Annotated in this window: 23 protein-coding genes; 13 read left to right on the forward strand and 10 right to left on the reverse strand. The window is 73.5% G+C overall.

The genetic code is table 11. The annotated features are described in order from the left end of the window. Positions 1-32 precede the first annotated feature (32 nt). Entirely contained in the window at positions 33-1,703 is a 1,671-nt protein-coding gene (locus CS0771_RS25315; RefSeq protein ID WP_212843328.1) for an AMP-binding protein, read from the forward strand. A 93-nt stretch (positions 1,704-1,796) separates the two neighbouring features. Here the strand turns inward: CS0771_RS25315 and CS0771_RS25320 are convergent, their stop codons facing one another. From CS0771_RS25320 to CS0771_RS25330, 3 genes are all read right to left on the reverse strand, one after another. Beyond that, positions 1,797-2,981, reverse strand: coding sequence for a pyridoxal phosphate-dependent aminotransferase (locus tag CS0771_RS25320; protein WP_212843329.1), 1,185 nt, complete (start codon positions 2,979-2,981; stop codon positions 1,797-1,799). Between the two features lie 174 nt (positions 2,982-3,155). Next, positions 3,156-3,695, reverse strand: a complete 540-nt coding sequence (locus CS0771_RS25325; RefSeq protein ID WP_212843330.1) for a GNAT family N-acetyltransferase — start codon at positions 3,693-3,695, stop codon at positions 3,156-3,158. Positions 3,696-3,881: 186 nt separating this feature from the next. Continuing rightward, the gene (locus CS0771_RS25330) at positions 3,882-6,479 is read right to left on the reverse strand and encodes a proprotein convertase P-domain-containing protein (protein ID WP_244871021.1); all 2,598 of its coding nucleotides are present in this window, start codon (positions 6,477-6,479) and stop codon (positions 3,882-3,884) included. 256 nt (positions 6,480-6,735) lie between these two features. Between CS0771_RS25330 and CS0771_RS25335 the strand changes: the two genes are divergently transcribed. The 3 genes from CS0771_RS25335 to CS0771_RS25345 all read left to right on the forward strand — a co-directional run bounded on the left by CS0771_RS25335 (position 6,736) and on the right by CS0771_RS25345 (position 9,125). Continuing rightward, positions 6,736-7,308: a helix-turn-helix domain-containing protein gene (locus CS0771_RS25335; RefSeq protein WP_212843331.1), complete on the forward strand. Its 573-nt coding sequence runs from the start codon at positions 6,736-6,738 to the stop codon at positions 7,306-7,308. 18 nt (positions 7,309-7,326) lie between these two features. Then, entirely contained in the window at positions 7,327-8,574 is a 1,248-nt protein-coding gene (locus CS0771_RS25340; RefSeq protein ID WP_212843332.1) for an MFS transporter, read from the forward strand. Between the two features lie 116 nt (positions 8,575-8,690). Then, on the forward strand, positions 8,691-9,125 hold the full coding sequence (locus CS0771_RS25345; protein ID WP_212843333.1) for a DoxX family protein: 435 nt from the start codon (positions 8,691-8,693) through the stop codon (positions 9,123-9,125). A 114-nt stretch (positions 9,126-9,239) separates the two neighbouring features. Here the strand turns inward: CS0771_RS25345 and xylA are convergent, their stop codons facing one another. Then, positions 9,240-10,424, reverse strand: a complete 1,185-nt coding sequence (xylA, locus tag CS0771_RS25350) for a xylose isomerase (protein WP_212843334.1) — start codon at positions 10,422-10,424, stop codon at positions 9,240-9,242. Positions 10,425-10,521: 97 nt separating this feature from the next. Here xylA and CS0771_RS25355 point away from each other — a divergent pair, with 97 nt between their 5' ends. From CS0771_RS25355 to CS0771_RS25375, 5 genes are all read left to right on the forward strand, one after another. Continuing rightward, positions 10,522-11,715, forward strand: a complete 1,194-nt coding sequence (locus CS0771_RS25355) for an ROK family protein (RefSeq protein ID WP_371821469.1) — start codon at positions 10,522-10,524, stop codon at positions 11,713-11,715. Between the two features lie 47 nt (positions 11,716-11,762). After that, the gene (locus tag CS0771_RS25360; protein ID WP_212843336.1) at positions 11,763-12,326 is read left to right on the forward strand and encodes a DUF4126 family protein; all 564 of its coding nucleotides are present in this window, start codon (positions 11,763-11,765) and stop codon (positions 12,324-12,326) included. A 69-nt stretch (positions 12,327-12,395) separates the two neighbouring features. Continuing rightward, entirely contained in the window at positions 12,396-13,802 is a 1,407-nt protein-coding gene (locus CS0771_RS25365; protein WP_212843337.1) for an aminopeptidase P family protein, read from the forward strand. A gap of 134 nt (positions 13,803-13,936) precedes the next feature. Beyond that, entirely contained in the window at positions 13,937-14,932 is a 996-nt protein-coding gene (locus tag CS0771_RS25370) for a hypothetical protein (RefSeq protein WP_212843338.1), read from the forward strand. Positions 14,933-15,007: 75 nt separating this feature from the next. Then, positions 15,008-15,871 (forward strand): ATP-grasp domain-containing protein, encoded by an 864-nt coding sequence (locus CS0771_RS25375; RefSeq protein ID WP_212843339.1) that lies wholly within the window; start codon positions 15,008-15,010, stop codon positions 15,869-15,871. A gap of 10 nt (positions 15,872-15,881) precedes the next feature. Here the strand turns inward: CS0771_RS25375 and CS0771_RS25380 are convergent, their stop codons facing one another. Further along, positions 15,882-16,979 carry a LacI family DNA-binding transcriptional regulator gene (locus CS0771_RS25380; protein ID WP_212843340.1) on the reverse strand — a complete coding sequence of 366 codons (1,098 nt, stop codon included), beginning with the start codon at positions 16,977-16,979 and terminating at the stop codon, positions 15,882-15,884. Between the two features lie 145 nt (positions 16,980-17,124). Here CS0771_RS25380 and CS0771_RS25385 point away from each other — a divergent pair, with 145 nt between their 5' ends. Genes CS0771_RS25385 through CS0771_RS25395 form a run of 3 tightly spaced genes read left to right on the forward strand, consistent with a single transcriptional unit; the run spans position 17,125 to position 19,050 of the window. After that, positions 17,125-17,484 carry a VOC family protein gene (locus tag CS0771_RS25385; RefSeq protein WP_212843341.1) on the forward strand — a complete coding sequence of 120 codons (360 nt, stop codon included), beginning with the start codon at positions 17,125-17,127 and terminating at the stop codon, positions 17,482-17,484. Between the two features lie 50 nt (positions 17,485-17,534). Then, positions 17,535-18,587: a zinc-dependent alcohol dehydrogenase family protein gene (locus tag CS0771_RS25390; protein ID WP_212843342.1), complete on the forward strand. Its 1,053-nt coding sequence runs from the start codon at positions 17,535-17,537 to the stop codon at positions 18,585-18,587. Positions 18,588-18,597: 10 nt separating this feature from the next. Continuing rightward, positions 18,598-19,050, forward strand: a complete 453-nt coding sequence (locus CS0771_RS25395) for an Lrp/AsnC family transcriptional regulator (protein WP_203743569.1) — start codon at positions 18,598-18,600, stop codon at positions 19,048-19,050. Positions 19,051-19,059: 9 nt separating this feature from the next. Here CS0771_RS25395 and CS0771_RS25400 read toward each other — a convergent pair whose 3' ends face one another. Genes CS0771_RS25400 through CS0771_RS25410 form a run of 3 tightly spaced genes read right to left on the reverse strand, consistent with a single transcriptional unit; the run spans position 19,060 to position 21,641 of the window. Beyond that, positions 19,060-19,833 carry an FAD:protein FMN transferase gene (locus CS0771_RS25400; protein ID WP_212843343.1) on the reverse strand — a complete coding sequence of 258 codons (774 nt, stop codon included), beginning with the start codon at positions 19,831-19,833 and terminating at the stop codon, positions 19,060-19,062. Next, on the reverse strand, positions 19,830-20,252 hold the full coding sequence (locus CS0771_RS25405; RefSeq protein WP_212843344.1) for an FMN-binding protein: 423 nt from the start codon (positions 20,250-20,252) through the stop codon (positions 19,830-19,832). Before CS0771_RS25405 ends, CS0771_RS25400 begins: the two co-directional genes overlap by 4 nt. A gap of 3 nt (positions 20,253-20,255) precedes the next feature. Next, positions 20,256-21,641, reverse strand: coding sequence for a ferric reductase-like transmembrane domain-containing protein (locus tag CS0771_RS25410; RefSeq protein ID WP_244871022.1), 1,386 nt, complete (start codon positions 21,639-21,641; stop codon positions 20,256-20,258). 118 nt (positions 21,642-21,759) lie between these two features. On the opposite strand from CS0771_RS25410, the gene CS0771_RS25415 reads away from it, so the two are divergent. After that, positions 21,760-22,281: a carboxymuconolactone decarboxylase family protein gene (locus tag CS0771_RS25415; RefSeq protein WP_212843345.1), complete on the forward strand. Its 522-nt coding sequence runs from the start codon at positions 21,760-21,762 to the stop codon at positions 22,279-22,281. A 72-nt stretch (positions 22,282-22,353) separates the two neighbouring features. On the opposite strand, the gene CS0771_RS25420 is transcribed toward CS0771_RS25415, so the two are convergent. Both CS0771_RS25420 and CS0771_RS25425 read right to left on the reverse strand, forming a co-directional pair. Then, a complete protein-coding gene (locus CS0771_RS25420) occupies positions 22,354-23,286 on the reverse strand; it encodes a fructosamine kinase family protein (RefSeq protein ID WP_244871023.1) in 933 nt (310 codons plus the stop codon). Between the two features lie 112 nt (positions 23,287-23,398). Continuing rightward, complete coding sequence (locus CS0771_RS25425; protein ID WP_212843346.1) at positions 23,399-24,040, reverse strand: MBL fold metallo-hydrolase; 642 nt, start codon at positions 24,038-24,040, stop codon at positions 23,399-23,401. Positions 24,041-24,058 lie beyond the last annotated feature (18 nt).

Raw genomic sequence — 24,058 nt, forward strand, 5'->3', positions numbered from 1 at the left:
CAGAGCACACCGGCCAATCCAGGGGGGACGACGTGCCGGACATCCACACCGGATGGCTCACCGAGCCGCATCCGGACCGCGGGGTGCACCTCGCCGACGAGACCGGCGGCTGGACCTACGCCTCCTACCCGGAGCTGGCCACGGCCGCCCGGCGCACCGCCGCGCAGCTCGCCGCGGCCGGGGTGCGTCCCGGTGACGCGGTGTGCGTGCTGATGCCCACCGGCTACCCGGTGCTCACCGTGATCTACGGGGTGTGGGCGGCCGGCGCGGCGATCTGCCCCGTCGTGCCGCCCAGCTTCCAGCGCGAGGACGAGTACGTCGCACACGTGGCCGCGATCCTGGAGCAGGCGCAGCCGAGCCTCGTGGTGACCAGCGCCGGGCTGGAGCCGGTCGCGGTGCGGGCGATGGCCGCCGCCGGGCGGACCGACGCGCCGCTGGTGCCCCGCGAGGACGCCACCGAGGAGCTGACGCCGCAGCCGCGGGGTGAGCTGGCGCTGCTCCAGTTCACCTCCGGGTCCACCGGCCGCCCGCGTGGAGTGCGGGTGACCTGGGACAACCTGGCGGCCAACTTCCGGATCATCGCGCGGATGAACGCGTGGCGCGACGGCGACGCGATGGCCTCGTGGCTGCCGCTCTACCACGACATGGGGCTGATCGGGCTGTTCCTGTTCCCGATCTGCCACCAGGGCTCGCTGTGGCTGATGCGCCCGGACCAGTTCATCCGCGACCCGCTGCGCTGGCTGGCCTGCTTCGCGCCGGGCAAGGCCACGGCGTCGGCGTCGCCGTCGTTCGCGTTCGCGTACGCGACCCGGCGCGTGAAGCCGGAACGGCTGGCCGGCCTGGACCTCAGCGAGTGGAAGTCGGTCTGCATCGGGGCGGAGACCACCGACGTCGCGGCGCTGGCCGGGTTCGCCCGGTTCGCCGCCGGGACCGGCTTCCGGCCGCACACCTTCCAGCCGTCGTACGGCCTGGCCGAGTGCACCCTGGCCGTCACGTCACCCCCGCCCGGCGACCTGGCCGAGGTGGTCCGGCCCGACTGGGCCAAGCTGCGTTTCGGCGAGCCGGTCCAGCTCGACGCCAAGGGACGGCTGTCGGAGGCGGACACCCCGCCCGGCTCCGGCTGGATGATCGGCCACGGCCTGCCCGACCCGGCCGACGACCTCACCGTCCGGCTGGTCGACCATGACGGCGGCGAGCTGCCCGACGGCTGCCTCGGCGAGATCGCGGTCCGGGGCGGCTCCGTCGCCGCCGGATACCACGCGGGCCGGGCGGGCGTCTCGTCCCGCTTCGTCGACGGCGAGCTGCGCACCGGCGACGCGGGATTCCTCCACGAGGGACAGCTGTACGTGCTGGGCCGGATGGGGGAGAGCGTCAAGCTGCGCGGGCGCAACGTGTACGTGGAGGACCTCGACGTCAAGGTCGCCGCCGCGGCCGGGGTGGAACGCGGCAACGTCGTCGTGGTCGGCGCGCTGCGCGAGGGCCGCCCGGGGCTGGTCGTCTTCGTCGAGGCGAACCCCGGCCCGTGGACCGAGGACGTGGCCGCCCAGCTGCGCGGCGAGTTCGGCCCCGACCCGTTCCTGACCGTGGTCGCCGGTCGCCGCGGGCTGATCCACCGCACGTCCAGCGGCAAACCGCGGCGCCGCCACATGTGGGAGCTGCTCCAGTCCGGCGCGATGCCGCGCGCCACCGTCAGCCACCACTGAAGACGGCCAGGGAGCGGGCCGTCGATCGACCGCGGGACCGGGCAGCCCGCGGTCGGCCGGGCCGCCGCGGGCGGGCACCCGCGGCGGCCCGGTTCACTGCTTGAGCCGGGCGACGGCGTCGGCGATCACCTCGGGGCGCTTGCAGAACGCGAACCGCACCAGGTGCCGCCCCGCGTCGACGTCGTCGTAGAACACCTGCGCCGGGATCGCCACCACGCCGCTGCGCTCGGGCAGCCCCAGGCAGAACTCGATGCCGTCGGAGCCGCCCAGCGGCCGGATGTCGGTGGTGATGAAGTACGTGCCCTCGGCGGCCAGCACCCCGAACCCGGCCTCGGCCAGCCCCGCGCGCAGCTGGTCGCGCCGCTCCTGCAGGCCCGCGGTGAAACCGGTGAAGTAGTCGTCGGGCAGGTTCAGCGCCACCGCGACCGCGGGCTGGAACGGCCCGGCGTTGACGAAGGTGAGGAACTGCTTGACCCGCAGCACCGCCGACACCAGGGCGGTCGGCCCGCTGGCCCAGCCCACCTTCCAGCCGGTGCACGAGAACGTCTTGCCCGCCGACGAGATCCGCAGCGTGCGCTCACGCATGCCGGGCAGCGACGCCAGCGGGATGTGCGGCGTGCCCGCGTCGTCGAAGACCAGGTGCTCGTACACCTCGTCGGTGACCGCGTACGCGCCGAACTCCTGGCAGAGCTGCGCGATGAGGGTCAGCTCCTCGCGGGTGAACACCTTGCCGGTCGGGTTGTGCGGGGTGTTGAGCAGCACCAGCCTGGTGCTCGGCCCGAACGCGGCGCGCAGCTCGGCCGGGTCGAACCCGTAGCGCCCGCCGTCGCCCGGCCGCAGCGTCACCGGCCGCCGCACCGCCCCCGCCAGCGCGATGCTCGCCGCGTACGAGTCGTAGTACGGCTCGAAGCAGACCACCTCGTCGCCCGGCTCGCACAGGCCCAGGATCGCGGCCGCGATCGCCTCGGTCGCCCCGGCGGTGACCACGACCTCGCCGTCCGGGTCGTACTCCAGGTCCCAGAACCGCCGCTGGTGCGCGGCGACCGCCTGGCGCAGCACCGGCAGCCCCGGGCCGGGCGGGTACTGGTTGTACCCCTCGCGCAGCGCCCGCGCGGCCGCGTCCAGCATCTCCGCCGGGCCGTCGGTGTCCGGGAAGCCCTGCCCCAGGTTGACCGCGCCCGTCTTGAGCGCGAGCGCCGACATGGTCGCGAAGATGGTCGTGCCGAACGGGCGCATCCGCTCCACGAGCGGATCGGCCCCGGAGATCCCAGCCGTCATGACCACCATCTTCACCCACCGCCGGGAACGGTGCCCGCACCGGCCCGCACCGCCCGGCAGCAGCCGATCTTGTGCACTTCGTGTCGTCCGGACAGCAACAAACGCACAAGATCTACCAGCGCCGGGGCGTCGGGCGATCAGAGGCAGCCGGTCCGGCGGGCGGCCCGGCCGCGGTCACCAGACGTCGCCGGTACGCCAGTCGCAGGTCAGCGGCTCGGTAAGGTCGAGATCGGGGTCGCCGCCGGGGCGGGTGAGCACGAAGACGCCGCCGTCCTCGTCCGGCGTGGGCACGCGCCCGTCCGGGCCGTTGACGTGGGTCGGCCCGAGCCACAGCCGCCAGCCCAGCCGCCGGTAGAGCGGCATCGCCAGCTCCGCCGACGCCAGCGCGCCCAGCTCGTACTCCCGCTCGATCAGCGCCGCGACCTGCTCCATCACCGCAGTGCCCCGGCCGCGCCCCCGATACCCGTGCCGCACCGCGACCGCCTCGACGTATCCGGTGCGCAGCGGCCGCCCGTCGTACCACAGCGTGCGCCCCACCACCGACGCGTGCCCGACCAGCTCGTCCCCGTCGAACGCCAGCACGTGCGCCCCGCCCGTAGCGTGCGCCCAATCATCGTCGTCGAAGTCCCCGTCGAACGCGCCGTCGAGCATCGCCCGCAGCTCCGCCCGCCCCGCCGCCGTCAGCTCCGCCGCCCCCACCACCATCACCCGCATGCCCGCAGCATGCCACGCCCCGCTCCCGTCCCCAAGATCGCGTCGATCTTGCGCGAACTGTTGCCCATTTGCCCCGTTGGTGCGTGTCGTACCCACGCTTCGCGCAAGATCGGCGGGGGAGAGGGGGGACCAAAAAGGGGCGCTGCCCCGGCGGGAGGGCCGGGGCAGCGCCGTGGGGGGGTGGGGTTAGAGGGTGAGGGTCCAGGTGTTGATGTAGCCGGTGTCGGCTGAGGCGGCGTCCTGGACGCGGAGGTTCCAGGTGCCGTTTTTCACCTCGCTGGACAGGTTGACGGTGTATGTCTGGTTGATGTTGTCGGCGCTGCCGCCGGCGCGGTTGTGCAGCACGTACGTCGAGCCGTCCGGCGCGACGAGGGTGACCACCAGGTCACCGATGTAGGTGTGCACGATCTGGACCGCGACGGTGGACGTCGACGAGGCGTTGCCCGAGCAGCCCGCGAGGGTGATCGGGCTGTTGACGGTGGTGTTGTCGGGGATCGACACGTCGGTGCCGTTGGTGCCGGTGCAGGCCGGGGTGCCGCCGCCGACGAGGTTCAGCGTCCAGGTGTCGATGGTGCCGGTGTCGGCCGACGCCGCGTCCTGCACCCGCAGCTTCCAGGTGCCGTTCGCGACCTCACCGGACAGGTTGACCGTGTACGTGGTGTTGATGTTGTCGGCGCTGCCGCCCGTGCGGTTGTGCAGCAGGTAGGTCGAGCCGTCCGGCGCGACCAGGTTCACCACCAGGTCACCGATGTAGGTGTGCAGGATGTTCACCGCGACCGTGCTGCTCGCCCCGGCGTTGCCGGTGCAGCCGCTGATCGTGATGGACGACTCCACGGTGGTGTTGTCGGGGACCGCCACGTCGGTGGAGTTGGTGCCGGAGCAGCCGGGCGGGCCGTTGACGGTCAGGTTGAACGTCGTGGTCCGGGTCGAGCTGGCGCCGGTGCCGGTGATGGTCACCGCGTACGTGCCGGGCGTGGTGCTGCCGGTGGTGGCGATGGACAGCGTCGAGGTGCCGCCCGCCGAGTTGATCGACGTGGGGCTGAACGACGCGGTGGCGCCCGACGGCAGGCCGGAGGCGGTCAGGTTGACCGTCTGGGCGCTGCCGTTGGTCAGCGTGGACGTGATGGTGCTGCTGATCGAGCTGCCCGGGTTGACCGAACCCGACGACGGCGCGGCCGCCAGCGAGAAGTCGTTGCCCGCCGGGCAGGCGGCGTCGTTGCCGGCCACGTTGACCGAGGTCCAGGCGGCCTGCACGGTCTTGTACTCCAGCGAGCACAGGCCGTAGAGGTCGGTGGCCGCCGACAGCGTGTACGCCCGCGCCGTGTTACCGGGGTTGCTGGTCAGCACGTAGCGGGTGCTGGAGGTGAAGTACACGTCCAGCGCGCGGTACCAGATCTTCTCGGCCTTGGTGCGGCCGATGCCGACCACGGCCGGGGCTGAGCCGCACGGGGTGCTGGTGCCGTACGCGGTGGCGCCGGTGCCCTCGGCCAGGTTGAAGAAGAAGTGGTTGCCCGGACCGGACGAGTAGTGCACGTCGACGTTCTGCGTGCTGGTGGACCAGCAGCTGTGCGACGCGCCGTCCAGCGACGGGTTGTACATGTAGCGCAGCGGCGTGCCGTTGCCGTTGATGTTGATCTTCTCGCCGACCTGGTAGTCGCCCGGGTCGCTCGGCGCGGCGGCGTAGAACTCCACCATGTTGCCGAAGATGTCCGAGGTGGCCTCGTTCAGACCGCCGGACTCACCCGAGTAGACCAGGCCCGCCAGCGCCTCGGTCACGCCGTGGCTCATCTCGTGGCCGGCCACGTCCAGCGACACCAGCGGACGGCTGTTGCCCGAGCCGTCGCCGTAGGTCATCTGCGCGCCGTCCCAGAACGCGTTGACGTACGCGTTGCCGTAGTGGACCCGGCTGGGCACGCCCTGGCCGTTGCCGAAGATGCCGTTGCGGCCGTGCACGTTCTTGAAGTAGTCGAACGTCTTCGCCGCGCCGAAGTGCGCGTCGACGCCGGCCGACTGCCGGTTGGCGTTGGTGCCGTCGCCCCAGACGTTGTCGGCGTCGGTGAAGGTGGTGCAGGTCGAGGTGCCGTTGTTCATGTCGCAGGTGCGGCCGTTGCCGTGCGACGGGTCGATCATCGAGTACGTCGAGCCGGACAGGGTCGTGTCGACGGTGACGGTGCCGGAGTAGACGCTGTTGCCGGTGCCGTTGACGTGCTTGATCTCGTCGAAGGAGCCGAGCACCGCGCCGCTCACCGCGTCGGTGATGACGTGCAGTTCGGACGGGGTCTGGCCGTCGGGGCGCATGCCCGAGACGACGGTCTCCCAGGCCAGCCGACCCTTGCCGCTGCTGGCGTCGACGAACAGTTCGGGCGTGCCCACCGTGGCGACGGTGCCGCTGAACTGGCCGCGGGCGGTCTGGGCGGCCTTGGCGCTGGTGACCTTCGGGGTGGTCGACAGCGTCAGCGGGGCCTCCAGGCCGACCGAAGATCCCTTGTAGACGCCGTTGGCGCCGGTGTGCACGACGAAGTCGCCGCCGTACACCCGCAGGCCCTGGAACGTGCGCTCGTAGCGCACGTGGGTGCCGCCGGCGTCGCTGATGCTGCGGTCGATGCGGTAGGCATCGCCCGATGCGGCGCGGACGTCGGACGGGTGTTCCGCGAGGGCGCGTTCGGCGGCGGCGACGCCGACGGGCGAGGCGCCTGCGGGCGCCGCGCTGCCGGAGGTTGCCGACACCGACAGCATGGCGCCCACGAGTAGGGCGACACTGCCGGCCGCGAGGGTTCTTTTCACGAGTCCTCCCCGACTCAGTGGAGTGTGACGGTAGCCACTGAGGCCTATGTATATAGAAGCTGTGAGAACTTTGGAAGTGCCAGGCATCTCCGTCCTTCGATGAAAGAACTTTCGTGAGTGCTGCTGAGCGCGGGGTACTCGGCGGTACCGGCCTCGACACATGATCGACTTACCTCGATCGAAGGACCGGTATGTCAGATACGCGACGGTGGGGGCCGGATTTCTAGAGGAATCTTTCTAAAGATATCTTTAGCAAATGTCCGAGCGTCCTGCCGTCGCCCTCAGCGACCCCCTCGCCCTGCGCGCCTACGCGCACCCGCTGCGCATGTCCCTGGTCGGCCTGCTGCGCCGGGAGGGCCCGCTCACCGCGACCCAGGCCGCGGGCCTGCTCCGGGAGAGCGTGCCCAGCTGCTCCTTCCACCTGCGCCAGCTCGCCAAGTACGGCCTGGTCGAACGGGTCGAGGGGGCCGACGCACGGGAGAAGCCGTGGCGCGCGACCGCGCTGTCCACCACCTGGACCGCCGCCTCCGACGACCCCGAGATGCGGGCCGCCGCCGACCACCTCGACGCGGTCGTCATCCGCCGCCTCTACGACCGCGCCATGCAGTGGCTGGGCCGCCGCGACGACGACCCGCCCGCGTGGCGGTCCGTCACAGGTCCAGGTGACGACCTCGCCTACCTCACCCCCGAGGAGCTGGGCGGGTTGTCCCGGCGCATCGACGCGCTGTTCGACGAGTACCGGCCGCGCCAGGCAGACCCGTCGCTGCGGCCGCCCGGCGCCCGCCCCGTGCACCTCGGCTACTACGTGACGACCATCGAGCAGCCCTGACCCCCGGAGGCACCCCTCATGACCGCCACCGCCACCCCCGCCACCCGCGGCTGGCTCCCGCCGCTGCTGCGGCAGACCCCCTTTCGCCGGTACTGGACCGGGCAGAGCGTCTCGCTGCTCGGCGACCAGATCACCGAACTCGCCCTGCCGTTGTTCGCGGTGCTCGTCGCGGCGGCCGGCCCCGCCGAGATGGGCTACCTGACCGCCGCCGCGCTCGTGCCCAACCTGCTGTTCTCCCTGCTGTTCGGCGGCTGGGCCGACCGCCGGGCGTACAAGCGGCAGATCATGGTCGCCGCCGACGTGGCCCGCGCGGTCGCCCTGCTCGCCGTCCCGGCCCTCTACCTGCTCGGCACGCTGGACATGACGCAGCTCTACCTCGTCGCGTTCACGGTCGGCACGTTCAGCGTGCTGTTCGAGGTCTGCCGCAGCACACTGTTCGTGTCGCTGGTCTCCCGGGACGACTTCCTGCAGGCCAACGCGCTGCTCAACGGCTCGCGCGCGTTCTCCACGGTGGCCGGGGCCAGCGTCGGCGGCGTGCTGGTGCGCCTGGTCGGCGCGCCGTTCGCGCTGCTGCTCGACGCGCTGTCGTTCGCCTTCTCCGCCGTCATGATCGCCAGGGTCGAGGTCGTGGAGCCCGTGCCCGTGCCGCGGCGCGGCCTCGGCCTCAAGGAGGGCCTCACCTTCATCACCCGGCACCGGATCATGCGGGCCGCGGTCAGCGCGAGCACCACCATCAACCTGTTCAACTACATGTACGCGGCGCTGGTCATCCTGTACCTCACCACCGAGCTGCACATCACCGCCGCCGTCCTGGGCATCGGGCTCGGCCTCGCCGCCGTGGGCGCGCTGATCGGAGCCGCGATCGCCCGGCGCGCCGCCGAACGGTTCGGCGTCGGGCCCATGTACGTCTTCGGCTACCTGATGTTCCCGGCCCCGCTGATCCTCATCCCGCTCGCCGAGGGGCCGCACTGGCTGGTGCTGGCCATGGTGTTCACCGCCGAGTTCCTGTCCGGGGTCGGCGTCATGCTGCTGGACACCGCGGCTGGGTCGTTGCAGGCCAGCGTGATCCCCGACGAGCTGCGGGCCCGGGTCACCGGCGCGCACCGCACCATCAACTACGGCATCCGGCCCGTCGGCGCGCTCCTGGGCGGTGCGCTGGGCACGGCGATCGGGGTACGGGAGACGCTCTGGATCGCCACCGTGGGGGCGCTCGCCGGGGTGTTGTGGCTGCTCGCCTCCCCGATTCCGCGAATGCGCCGGTTGTGAGCATGATTCATATATCCCGATCGATGGGACAGTGGTTGCTTGATTCAACTGTCTGAATCTAATGTGGAATGCATCCGGGCAAACGACATCCAGATCTCTACCCTGAGGAGACCTCCATGTCCTCCGCCCGTTCGGCTGCGCTCACGCTAGCCCTCTTCCGGGTCGTGACCGGCCTGCTGTTCGCCTTCCACGGCGCGAGTTCCCTGTTCGGCTGGTTCGGCGGCAACCGTGGCTCCGGCCAGGCCGTCGAGTTCGCCGCCTGGCCCGGCTGGTGGGCCGCGCTCATCCAGCTCGCCGGCGGCCTGCTGGTCATCGCCGGGCTGGGCGCCCGCCCGGCCGCGCTGCTCTGCTCCGGCTCGATGGCGTACGCCTACTTCGTCGTGCACCAGGAGATCGCGCTGCTGCCGCTCAACAACGGCGGCGAGACCGCGGCGCTGTTCTGCTGGTCGTTCCTGATCATCGCGGTCCTCGGCCCCGGCGCCTTCGCGCTGGACAACCTGCTCCGCCGCCGCCCGGCGGAGGCACGCCAGGCACTGGCCACGGCGTCCTGACGCCCGCCGCCCCTCGGCTGGGGGCATGATCGCCGTCTCGTGTCGAAAGCTCTGGTGACGCCTTAGGTTTCGACACGAGACGGCGATCTTCACGCGCGGCGCAGCCGCGCCGGGTCAGCGGACGCCGAGGAGGTGTTCCAGGGCGAGCTGGTTGAGCTGGACGAAGGCGCCGCCCTTGGCCGCCTGGGCGTCGACGTCGAAGTCCTCGAACGCGGTGCGGTCGGCCAGCAGGTCGTCGTAGCTCTCGCCCGCGCCCAGGGTCGGCACGGCCAGTTCGTGGTAGCGGGCCGCCTCGCGCGCCTCGGCCACCCGCGGGTCCGCCCGGAACGCCGCCGCGCGCTCCTTGAGCAGCAGGTACGTGCGCATGTTGGCGGCCGCCGAGGCCCACACGCCGTCCAGGTCCTCGGTGCGCGAGGGCTTGTAGTCGAAGTGGCGCGGGCCGGTGTACGCCCGGCCGCCGTCGGCGCCGCCGAACTCCAGCAGCTCCACCAGGAAGAACGCGTTCACGATGTCGCCGTGGCCGAACACCAGGTCCTGGTCGTACTTGATGCCGCGCTGGCCGTTGAGGTCGATGTGGAACAGCTTGCCGTGCCACAGCGCCTGCGCGATGCCGTGCAGGAAGTTCAGGCCGGCCATCTGCTCGTGCCCGACCTCCGGGTTGAGGCCGACCATGTCCTTGTGCTGCAGCGACTCGATGAAGGCGAGCGCGTGGCCGATGGTGGGCAGCAGGATGTCGCCGCGCGGCTCGTTCGGCTTGGGCTCCAGCGCGAACTTCAGCCCGTAGCCCCGGTCGGTCGAGTACTGCGCGAGCATGTCCAGGCCCTCGCGGTAGCGCTCCAGCGCGGTGCGCACGTCCTTGGAGCCGTCGTACTCGGTGCCCTCGCGGCCGCCCCACAGCACGTACGTCTGCGCGCCCAGCTCGGCGGCCAGGTCCATGTTGCGCATGACCTTGCGCAGCGCGTACCGCCGCACGGCGCGGTCGTTGCTGGTGAAGCCGCCGTCCTTGAACACCGGGTGGGTGAACAGGTTGGTCGTCGCCATCGGCACGACCAGGCCCGTCTCGGCCAGCGCGGCCTGGAAGCGCTTGATGACGCGCTCCCGCTCGCTGTCGTCGGACCCGAACGGGATCAGGTCGTCGTCGTGGAACGTCACGCCGTACGCGCCCAGCTCGGCGAGGCGGTGCACGGTCTCCACCGGGTCGATCGCGTCGCGGGTGGCGTCGCCGAACGGGTCACGCCCGGCCCAGCCCACGGTCCAGAGGCCGAACGTGAACTTGTCGGCCGGAGTCGGCTGCGTCATGTCATCTCCCTGAAATCTTGTTTGTTCAGCCATTGAACTTATAGGGTGTGGCATTGTCAAGACCATGCCCGCCCGCCCGCCGCGCCGTGATGATCCGGTGCGTCAACGCAGCCTGCGCGACCACAACCTGGCCCTGGTGCTGCGCCAGGTCACGGCCGCACCCCGGCCGCCGTCGCGGGCCGACATCGCCGCCGCAACCGGCCTGACCAGGGCCACCGTCTCCACCATCGTGGACGAGCTGATCGCCGGGGGCCTGGTCGCCGAACTGCGTCCCGTGTCGCGCTCCGGCGTGGGCCGCCCCGGCACCGGCATCGTGCCCGCCGGCACCGGCCCGGCCGGGCTCGGCATGGAGGTCAACGTCGACTACCTGGCGGTGTGCGCGGTCGACCTGACCGGCGCGGTCCGCCACCGCGAGCTGCGCCACCTCGACCAGCGCGAGCGCACGCCCGCGCAGACCTGGCGGGCGCTGGCCGGGCTCGCTGACCGCACCGCCGCCGCCGTCGGGGCCCTCGGCCTCGTCCCGGCGGGCGCGGTGATGGCCGTGCCCGGCCTGATCGAGGGCGACACCATCCGCGTCGCACCCAACCTCGGCTGGCAGCAGGTCGCTCTGCCCGCCGCGGCCGAGTTCCCGGCGTTGCACGGCCTCGACCTCGGCGCGGGCAACGAGGCGACCCTGGCGGCCCTGGGGGAGCGGCACGCCACCGGGCTGGACAGCTTCCTCTACGTCTCCGGCGAGATCGGCGTCGGCGGCGGCATCGTGCTCGACGGCGAGCTGTTCGGCGGCTCGCACGGCTGGGCTGGAGAGATCGGCCACGTCACCATCGACCCCCAGGGCCCGCCGTGCCACTGCGGCGCGCGCGGCTGCCTGGAGCAGTACGCCGGGGAGGAGGCGATCCGCGCCGCGGCGGGCCTGGCCGCCGACGGGGACCGGCCCGTGCTCGCCGACCTGGGCGACGGCGCCCGCGCGGGCCGCGCGCCCGTGCTCGCCGCGCTGGAGCAGGCCGGGACGGCCCTGGGTGTGGCGCTGTCCGGCGCGGTGAACCTGCTCGACATCGCCACCGTGGTGCTGGGCGGCCACTACGCCGAGCTGATCGACTGGCTGCGGCCCGCCCTGGAACGGGAGCTGTCCCGCCGCGTGCTCACCGCGGCCTGGTCGCCGGTCGAGGTCCGCGCGTCCGCCCTGGGCGCCGACGCGGCCATGATCGGCGCCGCCCGCGCCGTCGTCCAGGGCATCCTCGACGACCCGGCCCGCTTCCTCGCCACCCGCGTGCAGCCCTCCCAGCCGGGGTAATCGGCGTAGCGCGGGCGGCGGGGCGCGGTCCGGCATAGCCTGGTGGCATGGGCGCGATCGCCGTACTGCGGCCGCTGGCGCTGGGCGTGGCCACCGGCATGCGTTCCCAGCTGGGCCTGGCCGCGCTGGCGGTCGCCGTGCAGAGCCGCGGCAAGGGCCGCCGTGCGAAGTCCGGGTTCGCCAAGCTGGTGCAGACGCAGCTGCTGGCCAGCCCGGCCGTGCGCAAGAGCCTGGTGGCCACGGCCGCGGGCGAGATCGTCGCCGACAAGCTGCCGACCACCCCGAGCAGGCTCAACAAGGGGCCGCTGCTGGCCCGGCTGGCGCTGGGCGGCCTGGCCGGCGGCGTCATCGGCTGGTCCGACGATCGCGGGCTGCGGCGCACCCTCGCCGGCGCGGTGCTGGGCGCGGCGGGCGCGGGCCTGGGCGCCTACGGCGGACACCACGTGCGCGCGCTGCTGGACGCCCAGACCGGCGTGCCGGACCGATACTGGGCCATCGCCGAGGACGTGACCGCGATCGGGCTGGCCGCGTTCGCCGTCGCGGTGACCGAGGACGCCGACACCGCCGCGATCGAGGCGCACGACGTGGAGCCGGCCGAACTGACGGTCTGAACCGGCCGACGGCGGACCGGCGAACGCGGGGGTGTAAGGAGTCAACCGGGGTACGGTACTGTCTGCGCCATGGCCGAGCAGCGATTCCACACCGGTAGTCACGACCTGCCCGTCTCCGCGGCGCTGGACGAGTTCATGCGCACGGGCTGGCTCGACTCCGAGCACCACGACCTGCCGCGGGCGGAGGTGGCCGGGTGGACCCCGGCCCGGCGCGCCGCCCTGCACCGGGCGTTCCCCGGGCACCGGCTCGTGGTCCCGGCGGGCACCTTCAAGACCCGCGCCAACGACCAGGACTACCGCTTCCGGCCGCACTCGGCGTACGTGTGGCTGACCGGCGACCAGTCCAGCGACGGCGTGGTCGTGGTGGAGCCGGACGGCGACGCCGTGCTCTACCTGCGCCCGCGCTCGGCTCGTGACAACGGCGAGTTCTTCCGCGACCGCCGCTACGGCGAGCTGTGGGCGGGCCGCCGCCCCACCCTGGGCGAGAGCACCCGGGCGCTCGGCATGGCCACCCGGCACCGGGACGAGCTGCTCGCCGCGCTCAAGCCGGACACCCCGACGCTGGTGCTGCGCGGCCTGGACGCCGAGGTCGACACGGCGGTCGCGCCGTCGCCGGGCGACGCGGAGCTGAAGGCGGTGCTCGCCGAGCTGCGGCTGGTCAAGGACGCCTGGGAGATCGCGCAGCTGGAGGAGGCCGTCGCCATCACCACGCGCGGCTTCGAGGACGTGGTGCGCGCGCTGCCGCAGGCGAAGGCCACCTCGGAGCGGCTGCTGGAGGGCGTGTTCTGGCAGCGGGCCCGGCTGGAGGGCAACGAGGTGGGCTACCACTCGATCGTGGCCGCCGGGGCGCACGCCGCCACGCTGCACTGGATCGACAACGACGGCCCGGTGCGCGACGGCGACCTGCTGCTGCTCGACGCGGGCGCGGAGACGCGCTCGCTCTACACCGCCGACATCACCCGGGTGGTGCCGATCTCCGGGCACTTCACCCCGCTGCAGCGCGACCTGTACGAGCTGTGCCGCAAGGCCAACGACGCGGCGCTGGCCGCGCTGGTGCCGGGCGCGGCCTACCGGGACTTCCACCGGGCGGCGATGCGGGTGTACGCGTACGGCCTGGCCGATCTCGGCATCCTGCCGGTGTCGCCCGAGGAGGCGCTGGACGAGGAGAGCGGCCTGCACCGGCGCTGGACGCTGTGCGGCTCGGGCCACATGCTGGGCCTGGACGTGCACGACTGCGCGGCGGCCCGCGCCCAGACGTACCTGGACGGCACGCTGACGCCGGGGCACGTGCTGACCGTGGAGCCGGGCATCTACTTCCAGCCCGACGACGGGCTGATCCCGGCGGAGCTGCGGGGCATGGGCTTCCGGATCGAGGAGGACCTGCTCATCACCGAGACCGGCTACCGGATGCTGTCGGACGGGCTGCCGCGCACCGCGTCCGACGTGGAGTCCTGGATGCACCGGCTGGCATCTTGACAGTTCGTTCACAGGTCCGCAATGGACACCCGCGGTCAGCATGCTGACTGCGTGACCGGCGCTTCACGGGGGACCGTGGGTGCACGCCGTCACACGGCGTGATGTCCACCGTCCCCCAGTGAGAGCGAGCGCCCGTGAAGACACTCCGCCGGACCATGTCCGCCGCGGCCGCGGCCGTCGTGCTGGCCGTGTCGCCGACCGCCGCCCCGGCGGCGGCGAGCGGCGGCCTGCACGCCGTCGACCTCGGCACGCTGACCGGCACCTGCTGCAGCGTCGCGCACGACATCAACGACCAGGGGGTCGTGGTCGGGGCGAGCCAGGTCGGCACCGGTGAGAACCCGCCGGAGCGGGCGTTCCGGTGGCGCAACGGCACCATGACCGATCTCGGCACGCTGGGCGGCCCGAGCGCCTCCGCGCAGGCCGTCAACAACAACGGCTGGGTGGTCGGCTACAGCATGCTCGCCGACGGCGTCACCACGCACGCGTTCCTGTGGCGTCCCGCGCTGGGCATGATCGATCTCGGCTCGCTCGGCGCCGACAGCGTCGCCGTCGACGTCAACGATGCGGGCGTGGTCGTCGGTTACTACGTCGACAGCGGCACGCTGCGCGGCTTCCGCTGGGCCGGCGGTGTGCTGAGCCGGCTCACCACCGCGTCCGGCCAGCCGTTCGTGCCCTCCGGCGTCAACCGGTACGGCATGGTCTCCGGCACCGCCGAGGACCAGCCCGCGACGTGGCAGGCGGGCACGGTGCGGCTCTACGGGCTGCTCGGCGCCGAGGGCACCGCGATCAACGACTACGGCGACGTCGCCGCGGTGACGGGTCACCCGTACTACGTGCCGTTCGTCTGGCGGGCCGGTGACATGAACGAGCCGCTGTTCACGCCGTCCGGCACGCTGTTCGCGGGCACCACCGACATCAACGAGGCGCGCCACGTCGTCGGCTGGCGGCAGGACGCGTCCGGGGTCCGCGCGGTGTTCTGGTCGCCCACGGGCACGCCGCACCTGCTGCCGGGGCTGGTCCCGGGCGCGCAGTCCCGGGCGCACGCGGTGAACAAGCACGGCCAGACCGTCGGCCAGGGCAACCTCAGCACCACCACGGGCGGCTACCACGCCGTGCTCTGGACCCGCTGAGCCCCTGATCGAAGCTCCCGTCATGCCGTGCCCGAGCGGCATGACGGGAGCTTCGATCACTTAGGCTCCACGGCTGTGTCCTTTGTGTTCTGCGCCGATCCGCTGACCCCCGGCCGCGTCGACCCGCACTTCGCCGGGCAGGCGCGTGCGGTGCGGGAGGCGGGCGGCACCGTCGCGCTGCTCGACCACGACGCGCTGCTCGCCGGCGATGTCGCGGGCGCCGTGCGGCGCATCCCGCGAGACCTGGGCGAGGTCTGGTATCGCGGCTGGATGGTCCCCGCCGGCCGTTACGCCGAGCTGGCCGTGGCGCTCGCGGCGCGGGGCGTGACCCTGCATGTCTCGCCGGCGGCCTACCACGCCGCGCACGAGCTGCCCGGCTGGTACGCCGCGCTGGCCGAGGTGACGCCGCGCAGCGTGTGGACACCGTGGGAGCCCGGGGTGGTCCCGACGACGGAGCAGGCCGCCGCGCTGGCCGCGCCGCTGGGCGGCGGTCCGGCCGTGGTCAAGGACTACGTGAAGTCCCGCAAGCACGAGTGGGCCGAGGCGTGTTTCGTGCCCGACCTCGCCGACGCCGCGCACCTGCGGCAGGTGCTCGCCAGGCTGGTCGAGCTGCAGGAGGACACCCTGCAGGGCGGCCTCGTGGTACGCCGGTTCGAGCACTTCGTGCGCCGGGACGGCCGCACGGTCGAGGCCCGCGTGTGGTGGGTGCACGGCGAGCCCGTCCTGACGGGCCCGCACCCCGACACCCCGGACCTGGCGGCCGCACCCGACCTGTCGGCGATCGCGCCGCTCGTGGCGGCGTTCGGGCATCCGTTCGTCACCACCGATGTCGCGCTGCGTGACGACGGCACGTGGCGGGTGGTGGAGCTGGGCGACGGGCAGGTCAGCGATCTGCCGTCCGGGCTGGACCCGGCGGCCCTGCTCGCCCGTCTGGCCTGATCCGCGCAGGTCAGCGCTCCGGAACCGGTTCCGGGAACGGTGCCGCGGCGCCGATCGTGGGCAGCTGCTCGGCGCGCGCCCGGCGGGTGCGCTGGCCCGGGACCCGGCCCACCGGCGGGGTGCTGCCGCGTACCACCAGGGCGGTCGCCAGCGGCGCGGGCGGCGCGGCCGGGCACCCGCCGTCGAGCCGGCTGACCAGGTCACGAGCTGCGGCGGCACCGAGTTCGGCCCAGGGCACGCGGACCGTGGTCAGCGGCGGCGACGTGTACGCGGCGGGCGCGACGTCGCCCAGCCCGACCACCGCCACCTCGCCCGGCACCTGCCGTCCCGACTCGTGCAGCGCCCGCAGCGCCCCGGCCGCCATCGCGTCGCCGTGCACGAACAGCCCGTCGAAGAACAGCCGGGCCCGCAGCAGCCGCTGCACCGCGTCGTATCCGCCCTGCTCGGAGCCGTCGGCCTCGGTCACGTGGCTGGCCCGCAGCACCGCGCCGGTGCCGGTCAGCCGGTCGGTGAAACCCTCCGCGCACGCGTCGCCGAACCCGTCCGCCGCGGGTCCTGTGATCATGGCGATGCGCAGCCGGCCCGCGGCCAGCAGCAGATCCGCCGCGCCCGCGCCGCCCCCGGCGAAGTCGGCGCCGACCGACGGCAGCCCGGTCGGCCGCCCGCCGGTCTCCACCACGACCACCGGCAGGCCGCGCTCGTGCAGCTCACACAGCTCGGCGGCGGCCTCGCCGGGGTCCACGGCGAGCACGCCGTCCACCGCGTGCGCGCGTACGCTCGCCGCGAAGCGCTCCAGCGCCGGGCCGTCCCCGGCGGCGGCATGCAGCAGCAGCCCGTAACCGGTCGGCGCCAGCCCGTCGGCGACACCCTGCAACAGCTCGGGCATCCACGGGGTGTGCAGCGACGGCGCGAGCACGCCGACGGTGCGGCTGCGGCCGCTGGCCAGCCCGACCGCGCGGGCGCTGGGCACGTACCCGGTCTCGGCCATGATGTCCTGGATGCGGGCCTGGGTGGCCTGGTCCACGTCGGGCCGGCCGTTGAGCACCCGCGACACCGTCGCCTTGCTCACCCCGGCCAGGCGGGCGATGTCCGCGATCGTCACGCGCATGTGGACCTCCGCAGCACTGCCGCCTCACGGAACCGGTTCCGGGACCGGTAGCGGCTACACACGGTAGGCGGCCGCCAAGGCGTCATGTCAAGGCCGATCGGTTATTCGGTCGGCCGTGCCCGCCTACCCGGCTACGGTGTCGCCCATGCCGTACATCTCCTCGGTAGTCATCCACTGCCGCGACCCGTACCTGATGGCGCCGTTCTGGAGCCTGGTCACCGGCCTGCCGCCGGTCGACGGGGATCGCATCGCGCTGGCCGAGCGCTCGCTGGAGGAGGGCGAGTCGGTGCTGCTGCGCCATCCGGGCGCGGGGCCGGACGTGTGGATCGCGCAGGCGGTGGAGCTGCTCCCGGTGGGGCGGATCCACCTCGACATCGTCGCCGGCGAGGCGGAGCGGGCGGCGGTCGTCGCCGCCGGTGCGACCCTGGTGCGCGAGCAGGAGGACCTGTCCGTCTACACCGACCCCGAGGGCAACGAGTTCTGCCTGCTGCACGAGCGCCACTGAGCACCGGGCATCGCGCTGACCCGGACAACCCGCCCGACTAGGATCATCACATGCGCGCAGCCGTGATCCACGCCCCGCACGACGTCCGCATCGAGGACGTGCCCGACCCGGTCCTGCAACACCCCACCGACGCGGTGGTCCGGGTGACGCATGCCTGCATCTGCGGCAGCGACCTGTGGGCGTACCAGGGCGTCGCCAAGCGCGAGCCGGGCCAGCGCATCGGGCACGAGTTCCTCGGCGTGGTCGAGGCGGTCGGCGCCGACGTGACCGGCGTACGCGCGGGCGACGTGGTGGTCGCCCCGTTCGTGTGGTCGGACGGCACCTGCGACTTCTGCCGCGAGAGCCTGCACACCTCCTGCCCGGTCGGCGGCTTCTGGGGGCAGCCCGGCTCCGACGGCGGCCAGGGCGAGGCGGTGCGCGTCCCGTACGCCGACGGCACCCTGGTCAAACTCCCCGCCGGGCTTTCCGACGCCGAGCTGGTGAAGATCCTGGCACTGTCCGATGTGATGTCCACCGGCCACCACGCCGCGCTCGCCGCCGGGGTGCGCAGGGGCGGCACCGTCGCCGTGGTCGGCGACGGCGCGGTGGGCCTGTGCGGGGTGCTGGCCGCGCACCGGCTGGGCGCCGAGCGGATCATCGCGCTGGGCCGCCACGACGCGCGCACCGCGCTGGCGCGGCGCTTCGGCGCGACCGACGTGGTGCCCGAGCGCGGCGACGAGGCGATCGCCGTGGTCCGCGAGCTGACCGGCGGCCAGGGTGCGCACGCCGTCATCGAGGCGGTCGGCACCGAGCAGTCGATGCGCACCGCGATCGGCGCGGCCCGCGACGGAGGGGCGGTCGGGTTCGTCGGGGTGCCGCACGGCGGCTCGGCCGGCGTCGACATCGGGGACATGTTCGGCCGCAACGTCGCGCTGCGCGGCGGGGTGGCCCCAGCCCGGGCGTACATCCCGGAGCTGCTCGCCGACGTGCTGGCCGGGACGCTGGACCCGTCGCCGGTGTTCGACGTGTCCGTCGGGCTGGACGGGGTGCCGGGCGGATATGCCTCGATGAACGATCGTAAGGCGCTGAAAGTGCTGGTGCGCCCGAACACGACGGCGGTGTAGCTTGAGCGCCGTGGAAGAGACCGACCAGGCCATCGTTTCGGCCCTCACCGCCGACGGGCGTATGTCGTACACGGACCTGGCCGAGAAGGTCGGGCTGTCCGTGTCCGCCGTCCACCAGCGGGTGCGCAGGCTGGAGCAGCGCGGCGTGATCACCGGCTACGGCGCGCGGGTGGACTACAACGCGATCGGCCTGCCGCTGACGGCGTTCGTGGCGATCCGCCCGTTCGACCCGGCGCAGCCCGACGACGCCCCCGAGCGCCTGGCGCACCTGTCCGAGATCGAGTCGTGCTTCTCGGTGGCCGGTGAGGACTTCTACATCCTGCTGGTCCGCGTCGCGTCCCCGGCCGACCTGGAGCGCCTCCTCCAGGAGATCCGCACCGGGGCCAACGTGACCACCCGCACCACGGTCGTCCTGTCCACGCCCTTCGAGCAGCGCGCCCCGAAGATCCACCTCGCCGACTGACCGCCCTGGTCAGACGGCTGCGCACGTGCCGGGGAAGCGGCCGGTGGTGTGGCGCCGCCCGCCGGGCTCGATGAGCAGGGCCTCGTAGCCCGTGCCGGGCAGCAGCGTGAGACCGGTCGCGCCCTTCGCGGCGGCGGCGGTGGCGTAGACGTCGGCCCAGAGCAGCGACGGCCCGGTCACGGTCACCCCGGCGACGCCGGTGGCGGCCGCGCCGCGGTACGGGTCGAACAGGTGCGCGCCGCGCCGCGCGGTGCCCGAGGTGGCCACCGCGCCGCCCGCCAGCGGCAGCACCGCGGCCAGCCGGGACGGGTCGGCCGGATCCTCCACTCCGACCCGCCACGGCGGGTGACCGGGCAGCGTGGCCACGACCACGTCCCCGCCCGCGTTCAGGCAGAAGTCGTGCCCGGACAGCAGCCGCGCGGCCGCCTCCACCGCCCAGCCCTTGACCAGCCCCGTCGGGTCCCAGCTCGGCGCGCCGCCGGGATCGGGCAGCATCGCGTCGAACCAGCCGCCCGTGCGCCCGCGGGCCTGCTCGCACAGCGCCGCCACCTCGGCGACCCACGGGTGCGCGTCGGCCACCGCCAGCTCCCCGCGCCGGATCCGGCTCACGTCGCTGTCCGCGCGGTACGTGCTGAACACCGCGTCGGCCTGCCGGAGCAGCGCGAACACCGCATCCACCGCCGCGGCGACGGGTGGCGCGGACAGGCCGGGGCCGCGCAGGTGCAGGCTGACCGGCATACCCATGATCTGCTCGACCCAGGCCCGGCGCGGCGGCGCGCTCATGCTCGGTGCGCCTGGTCGATGGCGTACTGCAGCGAGTCCAGGTACGCCCGGCTGGTGGCGGTCGCGCCGCTGACGGTGTCCACGTCGGCCGACTGGGCGGCCAGCACCCGCTGCCTCAGCTCCGGCAGCGCGAACTCGTTGAGCACCAGGGAGTGCTCGTGCGCGGTGTGCAGCTGCAGGGTGACCACGTCGGCGATCCGGCCACCGGCGAAGACGACCCGCACCTGCATCACGCCGTAGTCGGTGGTCACCGCGACGCCGTCGACGACCTGGCCCTCGGCGTACCGCGTCGGCTGCGGCGCGGCGGACGCCAGGGACTGGCCCGGCCGGGGGACCGCCGCGCCGAGGCTGGTGCGGTAGCTGAACAGGCCCACCAGCCCCGCCAGCGTCGCCAGCAGGAAGAACGTGATCTTACGCATCGCTCACCATCCGAACCGCTCGTCGTGGACCTGCCGGGCGGAGACCCCGGCCGCGCGCAGCGCCGCGCGGGCCGCGGCCATCCACGGCGGCGGCCCGCACAGGAACACGTCCCGCCCGGCCAGCTCCGGCACCAGGTGTGCCAGGGCCTCATGGTCGGCGAAGCGCTCCGCCAGCTCCGCCGTCAGCCATGACACCCGTCCCGTGGGCGGCGGGCCGGGTAGGTAGATCACCTGTGCGCCGCGCTCGCGGGCGATGCCGTCGATCTCGGCGCGCAGCACCAGCTCCTCGTCGCTGCGCGCCCGGTAGATCAGGGTCACCTCGCCGGGGGCGTACCGCATCCCCTCCAGCAGCGCCCGCAGCGGGGTGATGCCGATCCCGGCGGCCATCAGCAGCACCCGCTCGCCGCGGCGGCGGCCCTCGGTGAGCGTCCCGTACGGACCCTCGATCAGCACTGCCGTGCCCGGGGCGGCCCCGGCGAGCCGGGCGCCGTCGTCGCCCGCGGCTCGGAAGGTGAACCGCAGCCGGTCCGCGCGCGGCGCCTCGGACAGCGAGAACGGGTGCGCCCGGCTCCAGCCCCGCCCGGTGCGCAGCCGCCAGGTCAGGAACTGCCCCGGCCGCGCCGCCAGCCGGTCGAGCCGGTGCCCGGCGAGGTAGACCGAGTACACGTCGGACGCCTCACGGCGCACCTCGGCGACGGTGAGCCGGTGCCGGCGGCTCAGCCACAGCGGCCGCCCGACCCGGAACACCAGCAGCGCGGCGAACGCGGCGCCCCACAGCGTCCACCAGTACGCGGCCGCCGCGGGCGAGGTGACGAAGTGCGCGCCGTTCCACAGCTGGTGCGGCACGGCGAGACCGACACCCAGATACGCGTACAGGTGCAGCAGGTGCCAGTTCTCGTAGCGCACCCGCCGCCGCGCCGCCCGCACCGACAGCGCCGCCACCAGCACCAGCAGCGTGGTGCCCGCCGCCGCGAGCAGCATGCCCGGGTAGCGCACCACCAGGTCGGCCAGCTGGGCGAGCACCCCGGTGCCGGCGGGCGCGGCGTACCCGTACGCCACCAGCACGACGTGCCCCGCCATCAGCCAGCACGAGGTGAAGCCGAGCAGCCGGTGACCCCGGGCCAGCCGGTCCTGCCCCCAGGCGCGCTCCAGCCACGGCACCCGCGCCATGGCGAGCACCTGCAGCAGCAGCAGGTCGGCGGCGACCAGCCCGGTCAGCCGGGCCGCGGCCAGGATCGCGGTGCCCTCGGCGAGCAGCGCGGCCGGGCCGCCCGCGGCGGCCCACAGCACGAGCACCACCAGCACGGACGCCACGGCGAGCGCACCGGTGAGCACCCGGCCGAGGACACCGTCACGGCGGCGGGGGAGGGGAGAGCGGTCAGGGGTCACGCCACGGCGAGTCCGGGGGACGCCGCCCGGTTCCCGCCGGGGCCGGGAAATCCGCGGCGCGCTGACGGATGGGGGACAGCCCTGCCGCCCCGGCCCGTGATCCGCTTAACCTCGCCGCATGACCTACCTCGCCACCCCCGCCGACTCCCCGCTGTTCGCGAATCAGACGGGCCACATCCCGAACTACCTGAGGGTGTTCGCGCTGCAGCCGGGCGCGTACGCGGCCTGGGAACAGCTGTCCGCCAGCGTCCGCGACGGCATGGACCTGCACCGGTACGAGCTGGTCACCCTCGCCGCCGCCCGCCGCCTGGGCTCGGAGTACTGCACCCTGGCCCACAGCAAGGTGCTGCGCGACCGCTTCTACGACGCCGACCGCCTGCGCGCCATCGTCGAGGACCACCGCGACGCCGGACTGTCCCCGCTCGACGTAGCCGTCATGGACTTCGCCGACCAGGTCGCCGCCGACCCCACCGCCATCACCGACCGGCACGCCGCCCCCCTGCGCGCCCATGGCCTGTCCGACCAGGACATCTTCCAGATCGTCCTGGCCGTCTGCATCCGCCGCTTCTTCAGCGGCGTCCTCTCCGCCGTAGCCGCCGACCCCGACCCCGCCCTCCTCCCCCCGACCGCTGACCGCTGACCGCTGACCCGCGTTGATCATGAACTTAGGGGCGTGTTCGAGGGCGTGTCACGACCCTGGCGCCGTGATCACCTAGCGGTAGCGGGCGAGCGCGGCGGCGATGCGGTCGAGGAAGGGGCGGCCGAAGGCCGAGGTGCCGTCGACGGCGACCACGGCCAGGTAGCCGTGCAGCCGCCACAGTTCGCGGCGCTGCGCGAACCCGCGATCGATCGGCAGCACGTCGCGGTATCCGTCGAACACCTGCTCGGGCACGGGCGCGAAGTAGTCCAGCAGCGCGAGGTCCAGCTCGGGATGCCCGTAGTAAGGGCCGGTGTCCAGCAGGTAGGCCGCGTCGGCGGTGGTCAGGAAGTTGTTCTGCTGCGCGTCGCCGTGCAGGAGGGAGGGGACCGGCTCGGGCCCGCACCACCGGGGCAGGTCGGCGGCCAGCCGCTCGACCCCGGTGGCCAGCTCGGCAGGCAGGTTCCCGGAGCCGACGGCGTCGCGCAGCCGGGGCAGCAGCCGCCGCTGCGCGTAGAAGCCGGCCCAGCCCGTGTCCGTCGGGCGGTTGTCCTGGGCCAGCGGGCCGAAGAACCCGTCGAACTCGGCCAGGCCGAACCGGTCCCCGCGGGCGCTGTGCAGGGTGGCGAGGCTGCGGCCGATCGCGCGCCATTGCTCGGGGGTACGCCGCTGCGCCGGCACCTCAGGCAGCGCCTCGAGCAGCAGGAGCGTCCCGGCGGGGGAGCCGGCCGTGCCCGGCCCGACGGGCAGGGGTGTGCGGACTCCGCCGCGCTCGCGCAGCAGCCGGTGCCCGCGCAGCTCCACGCCGAACCGGTCCGCGCCGCACGCCGAGCCGTCGAGCTTCGCGAACACGGAGAACGGCGTGCCGTGCAGGATCCCGCACCGATGGGAGGCGCGCTCGTCCAGGTCGGTGAAGCCGGTCGCGGACCAGGGCCGTCCACGATGGCCGGAAGCGGCCCGCTCGACCACCGCCCGCACCCCGGCCTCCCACAACGGATGCGTCACCACCCGGCCGATCCTACGGACCGCCCCGGACGCGTGAAGGTCGCTGGTTCGTGTCAGAGACTGCGGCCGGACCACATGTTCCGGCACGAACCAGCGATCTCCGCCCGCAGGCGATTCAGAGGGTGACCGCCTCGCCGAGGGGGATGCGGGCGTAGTCGGTCTCGCCCTTGAAGCCCATCCAGCGGTCGAAGTTGTCGTAGCCGACGTCCGGCGACAGCATCCGGTCGTGGATCGGGAAGGCGCGCGCCGGGGCCACGGCCCGCGTGAAGTCCAGCGCCTCCCGCAGCTTGAACCAGGGCGCGCCCGCCGGCACGAGCAGCGCGGTCACCGGCTGCTCGGGGACGAAGAACGAGTCCCCGGGGTGGTAGACGCCCTCCACGACGTAGCCGAGGTTGGCGCAGCCGGGCAGGCCGTCGTAGATCTCGGCGTGCGCTCCGCCGACGGCGTGCACCGCGAAGCCGCCCGCGGTGAACGCGTCCCCGGCGGCGACCGGCGTGATCGCGGCGGCGACCGCGGGCGCGTCCTCGGCCGCGGCGACGTCACGCACCGCCTCCGGCGCGTACACCCGCAGCTCGCGGGACTTCAGCAGGGACTCCAGGTGTGCGAAGTCCACGTGGTCGTAGTGCTCGTGGGTGACCAGGATGTCGGTGACGCCCTCGTACGCCGCCGGCTCCGTCCAGACACCCGGGTCGATCAGCAGACGGCGCGCGCCGTCCTCGAGGCGTACGCAGGCATGGGTGAATTTGATCAACTGCACGGCCTCACCCTACCGGCG

The organism is Catellatospora sp. IY07-71, assembly GCF_018326265.1.
In the GTDB taxonomy this organism is placed as follows: domain Bacteria; phylum Actinomycetota; class Actinomycetes; order Mycobacteriales; family Micromonosporaceae; genus Catellatospora.

Bases quoted from the DNA above. Each gene is read 5' to 3' on its own strand.
- CS0771_RS25320 (WP_212843329.1), bottom strand. From the start codon at position 2,981: ATGACGGCTGGGATCTCCGGGGCCGATCCGCTCGTGGAGCGGATGCGC.
- CS0771_RS25325 (WP_212843330.1), bottom strand. From the start codon at position 3,695: ATGCGGGTGATGGTGGTGGGGGCGGCGGAGCTGACGGCGGCGGGGCGG.
- CS0771_RS25335 (WP_212843331.1), top strand. From the start codon at position 6,736: ATGTCCGAGCGTCCTGCCGTCGCCCTCAGCGACCCCCTCGCCCTGCGC.
- CS0771_RS25340 (WP_212843332.1), top strand. From the start codon at position 7,327: ATGACCGCCACCGCCACCCCCGCCACCCGCGGCTGGCTCCCGCCGCTG.
- CS0771_RS25345 (WP_212843333.1), top strand. From the start codon at position 8,691: ATGTCCTCCGCCCGTTCGGCTGCGCTCACGCTAGCCCTCTTCCGGGTC.
- xylA (WP_212843334.1), bottom strand. From the start codon at position 10,424: ATGACGCAGCCGACTCCGGCCGACAAGTTCACGTTCGGCCTCTGGACC.
- CS0771_RS25360 (WP_212843336.1), top strand. From the start codon at position 11,763: ATGGGCGCGATCGCCGTACTGCGGCCGCTGGCGCTGGGCGTGGCCACC.
- CS0771_RS25365 (WP_212843337.1), top strand. From the start codon at position 12,396: ATGGCCGAGCAGCGATTCCACACCGGTAGTCACGACCTGCCCGTCTCC.
- CS0771_RS25380 (WP_212843340.1), bottom strand. From the start codon at position 16,979: ATGCGCGTGACGATCGCGGACATCGCCCGCCTGGCCGGGGTGAGCAAG.
- CS0771_RS25385 (WP_212843341.1), top strand. From the start codon at position 17,125: ATGCCGTACATCTCCTCGGTAGTCATCCACTGCCGCGACCCGTACCTG.
- CS0771_RS25390 (WP_212843342.1), top strand. From the start codon at position 17,535: ATGCGCGCAGCCGTGATCCACGCCCCGCACGACGTCCGCATCGAGGAC.
- CS0771_RS25400 (WP_212843343.1), bottom strand. From the start codon at position 19,833: ATGAGCGCGCCGCCGCGCCGGGCCTGGGTCGAGCAGATCATGGGTATG.
- CS0771_RS25405 (WP_212843344.1), bottom strand. From the start codon at position 20,252: ATGCGTAAGATCACGTTCTTCCTGCTGGCGACGCTGGCGGGGCTGGTG.
- CS0771_RS25415 (WP_212843345.1), top strand. From the start codon at position 21,760: ATGACCTACCTCGCCACCCCCGCCGACTCCCCGCTGTTCGCGAATCAG.